4 protein-coding genes are annotated in these 3,960 nt (G+C 69.2%); 3 read left to right on the top strand and 1 reads right to left on the bottom strand.

Annotation, left to right across the window (positions count from 1 at the left end; translation table 11 throughout):
• Positions 1-262 precede the first annotated feature (262 nt).
• Entirely contained in the window at positions 263-1,267 is a 1,005-nt protein-coding gene (locus tag NS184_RS13550; RefSeq protein WP_058726642.1) for an aldo/keto reductase family protein, read from the bottom strand.
• A 196-nt stretch (positions 1,268-1,463) separates the two neighbouring features.
• On the opposite strand from NS184_RS13550, the gene NS184_RS13545 reads away from it, so the two are divergent.
• The 3 genes from NS184_RS13545 to NS184_RS13535 all read left to right on the top strand — a co-directional run bounded on the left by NS184_RS13545 (position 1,464) and on the right by NS184_RS13535 (position 3,929).
• Positions 1,464-2,024, top strand: a complete 561-nt coding sequence (locus NS184_RS13545) for a YceI family protein (protein ID WP_058726641.1) — start codon at positions 1,464-1,466, stop codon at positions 2,022-2,024.
• A gap of 352 nt (positions 2,025-2,376) precedes the next feature.
• Entirely contained in the window at positions 2,377-2,943 is a 567-nt protein-coding gene (locus NS184_RS13540; RefSeq protein WP_058726643.1) for a TIGR03086 family metal-binding protein, read from the top strand.
• Entirely contained in the window at positions 2,940-3,929 is a 990-nt protein-coding gene (locus tag NS184_RS13535; protein ID WP_058726640.1) for an aldo/keto reductase, read from the top strand. Before NS184_RS13540 ends, NS184_RS13535 begins: the two co-directional genes overlap by 4 nt.
• Positions 3,930-3,960 lie beyond the last annotated feature (31 nt).

Here is a 3,960-nt window from a genome sequence, read left to right as displayed (position 1 = left end):
GTGAGGGCCCACGATCGGACGGATGTTCTCCGCCTCGTCGTACGTCGGGATGATGACCAGTGACTCGTGCATGTGGTGCTCCTTGCTCGCTGGCCAAGGTATCGGTCGCGCGGTGCGAAGGTGCCGGGACGCCACTTCGAACCCGGACAGGGTCGCTCCGAGCGGACTGACCAGTTCCTGGGAGCACGCGCGACCGCACGGACGATGGGAGGCACGGTGCGTCACCCGCACCGTGCCTCCCGTCATTCCGTCCGCGCGCCGATCAGGCGACGCGTGAGGCGGGCGAGACCGTCTTCGCGACGTCGCGCTCCGGGATGTCCCCGAGTGCCGCGTCGATCGCGGCGAGCGCGTCGGCGTCGAGCCGGACGCCGGAGGCCTTGACGTTGTCGGTCACCTGCTCCGGACGGGAAGCACCGACGATAGCCGAGGCGACGTTCTCGTTCTGCAGGGTCCACGCGATCGCGAGCTGCGCGAGGGTGAGCCCTGCCTCGTCGGCGACGGGCTGCAGACGCTGGACGGCCTCGAGGACCTCGTCGCGCATGAACCGCTTGATCATGTCGGCGCCGCCCTTCTCGTCGGTGGCGCGCGAGCCCTCCGGCAGCGGCTGGCCCGGCTTGTACTTCCCCGTCAGCACGCCCTGCGCGATCGGCGACCAGACGATCTGCGAGAGGCCGAGCTGCTTCGACGCCGGGACGACCTCGCCCTCGATGACCCGCCACAGCATCGAGTACTGCGGCTGGTTCGAGATGAGCTGGAAGCCGAGCTCCTTCGCGAGCGCGGCACCGGCGCGGATCTGCTCGGCGTTCCACTCGCTGACGCCGATGTAGAGCGCCTTGCCCTGCCGGACGACGTCGGCGAAGGCCTGCATGGTCTCCTCGAGCGGCGTCTCGTGGTCGTAGCGGTGCGCCTGGTAGAGGTCGACGTAGTCGGTCTGCAGGCGTTCGAGCGACCCGTCGATCGACTCGAGGATGTGCTTGCGGCTGAGCCCGGTGTCGTTGTGCCCCTTGGGGCCGGTCGGCCAGTACACCTTGGTGAAGATCTCGAGCGACTGGCGCCGCTCTCCCTTGAGCGCTTCGCCGAGGACGGTCTCGGCGGCGGTGTTCGCGTAGGTGTCCGCCGTGTCGAAGGTGGTGATGCCGGCGTCGAGCGCTGCCCGCACGCACTGGGACGCGACGTCGTTCTCGACCTGCGAGCCGTGCGTCAGCCAGTTGCCGTAGGTGATCTCGGAGATCTTGAGTCCGGAGTTGCCCAGGTACCTGAATTCCATGGTCCCGACGCTACTGGCTCACGCCCGTTCCAGAGGGGCAGTGTCGGTACCCGGCAGCGCGACGCAACATGTTCCGGAGAAATTGGTTGACGCTTCAACCAATCAGGTGCAGAATGGCGTACAGTTCAAGTCGATGCAGGCGCATGGAGTAACTCCGCGCCGCTCGGGACCGCAGACACCGTTCGAAGGACACACCATGACGCTCACCGCTTCCGCCATCCCCGGCTACCAGACCGGCACCTGGAAGATCGACCCGACGCACTCCGAGGTCACGTTCTCGGTCCGCCACCTCGCGATCAGCAAGGTCAAGGGCTCGTTCGAGCGCTTCGACGCCACGCTCGTCACCGCCGAGAACCCGCTCGACTCGACCCTCGAGGCCTCCATCGACGTCGCGAGCGTCAACACCAACCAGCAGCAGCGCGACCAGCACCTCGCGACCGGCGACTTCTTCCTCGCCGAGGAGCACCCGCAGATGACCTTCCGTTCGACCGGCATCCGCGAGGACGGCGACGACATGCTCATCGACGGCGAGCTCTCGCTGCGCGGCGTCACCAAGAACGTCACCCTCAAGACCGAGTTCGGTGGCGTCACCACCGACGGCTACGGCCAGGTCAAGCTCGGTGCCGAGGCGACGACCAAGATCGACCGCACCGAGTTCGGCGTGAACTGGAACGCGGCGCTCGAGGCCGGCGGCTTCACGCTCGGCAACGACGTGACCATCAACCTCGACGTGCAGTTCGTCCTCCAGGCGGCCTGAGCACCTCGCACCACGGTGACACCGGCCCGGCTGCGAACACGGTCGCGACGGTCGGCGGTCGCCGAAGCCTGAGGTCCGCCTGACCCGCGCGACCTGGGGACACCGAACAACAGCACTGCAGCACCCGCCTCGACGCCCCGACTCCTCCCCCACGGAGCCGGGGCGTCGTCGTGTCCACAGGTCGGCAGCAGCCGGTCGTCGAGGTGACCCGGAGCAGTAGCGTGTGGGGCAGGGAATCGCCCGACCGGGGAACCGGTTCCCAGTCGTGGCGCTCACGCCGGACCAACCGGACCGGGTTCCGGATCGTCTCGTCGAGCGCCGCACCACCCGCACCACGGACAGGAGCACCCGCATGGCCACCGACTGGATCGCACTGCAGGCACTCGCAGCCGCCGAGTTCGGCCGCCGCGTCGCCGCCGTCACCGACTGGGACGCCCCCACACCCGACTCCGAGTGGACCACCCGCGACCTGGTCGCCCACGTGGTCGACGAGCAGCGGTGGATCCCCCTGCTGCTGACCGGGTGCGAGTACGCCCAGGCCGAGGCCGACCTCGAGCCGATCGGCGACGACCTGACCGCCGAGTGGTCGAAGCACGCCTCCCGGGCGACCGAGGCGTGGCGGGACGCCCCGGCCGACGTCCCGGTGCACCTCAGCACCGACGTCGTCCCGGCGCACGAGTACCTCGCCGAGCAGACGAGTGACATCACCATCCACACCTGGGACCTCGCACGTGCGACGGGCTCGGACGAGACGCTCCCGTCAGAACTGGTCGAGGCCGTCTGGCACCGGTTCGAGCCGAAGATCGAGGACCTCGCCGCCACCGGCCTCTACGCACCTCCCGTCCAGGTCCCCGACGACGCCCCGCTGCAGGTCCGCCTCCTCGCGGTCACAGGGCGCGATGCCAGGGTGGACGCATGACCACCGACACCACCAGACTCGGCGCCACCGGGCTCGAGATCAGCAGCGTCATCCTCGGCATGATGTCCTACGGCGACCCGGCGAAGGGGTCGCACGAGTGGAGCGTCGACATCGACCAGGCGCGGCCGTTCGTCCGCCGTGCGTACGAGGCCGGGATCACGACGTTCGACACCGCGAACGTGTACTCCGCCGGCAGCAGCGAGGAGATCACGGGCCAGCTCCTCAAGGAGGTCGCCCCGCGCGAGGACGTCCAGGTCTTCACGAAGGTGTTCAACCGCATGCGGCCCGGCCGGAACGGCGCCGGGCTCTCACGCGCGGCGATCATGCACGAGATCGACGCGTCGCTGACCCGCCTCGGCACCGACTACGTCGACCTGTACCAGATCCACCGCTTCGACCCGCACACCCCCGTCGAGGAGACGATGGAGGCGCTGCACGACGTCGTGAAGGCCGGGAAGGCGCGCTACATCGGCGCGAGCAGCATGTGGGCGTGGCAGTTCGCCGAGATGCAGCACGTCGCCGAGCTGCACGGGTGGACGCGGTTCGTCGCCATGCAGGACCAGTACAACCTCCTCGAGCGCGAGGAAGAGCGCGAGATGCACCCGTTCTGTGCGCACACCGGCGTCGGCGTGATCCCGTGGAGCCCCCTCGCGCGCGGCCGACTCGCCCGCCAGTGGGACGCGCAGGGCTCCGGCTCGCGCGCCGACACCGACGAGTTCGGCAAGACGCTCTACAAGCAGGACGAGGACGCGAACCGCCAGATCGTGGACGCGGTCGCACAGATCGCCGACGAGCGCGGCGTCCCGATGGCGCAGGTCGCCCTCGCGTGGGTGGCCGGGAAGTCCGTGGTCAGCGCGCCGATCGTCGGCGCGACGAAGGAGCACCACATCGACGACGCGGTGGCCGCATCGTCGATGGAGCTCAGCGACGACGAGGTCGCGCGGCTCGAGCAGGCGTACACGCCCCGGGTGCCGTCCGGTTTCTGATCCGGTCGCGACCGGACTGGAGGCGCGTGGC

The sequence above is a fragment of the Curtobacterium luteum genome (assembly GCF_001475545.1).
GTDB classification, from domain to species: Bacteria; Actinomycetota; Actinomycetes; order Actinomycetales; family Microbacteriaceae; genus Curtobacterium; species Curtobacterium luteum_A.
Note: the sequence above shows the minus strand (reverse complement) of the source record. Positions and strands in the feature narration are given on the sequence as shown.

What these genes read in the sequence shown, in the direction of transcription:
- NS184_RS13550 (WP_058726642.1), bottom strand. Translation starts at nt 1,267, where the DNA reads ATGGAATTCAGGTACCTGGGCAACTCCGGACTCAAGATCTCCGAGATC.
- NS184_RS13545 (WP_058726641.1), top strand. Translation starts at nt 1,464, where the DNA reads ATGACGCTCACCGCTTCCGCCATCCCCGGCTACCAGACCGGCACCTGG.
- NS184_RS13540 (WP_058726643.1), top strand. Translation starts at nt 2,377, where the DNA reads ATGGCCACCGACTGGATCGCACTGCAGGCACTCGCAGCCGCCGAGTTC.
- NS184_RS13535 (WP_058726640.1), top strand. Translation starts at nt 2,940, where the DNA reads ATGACCACCGACACCACCAGACTCGGCGCCACCGGGCTCGAGATCAGC.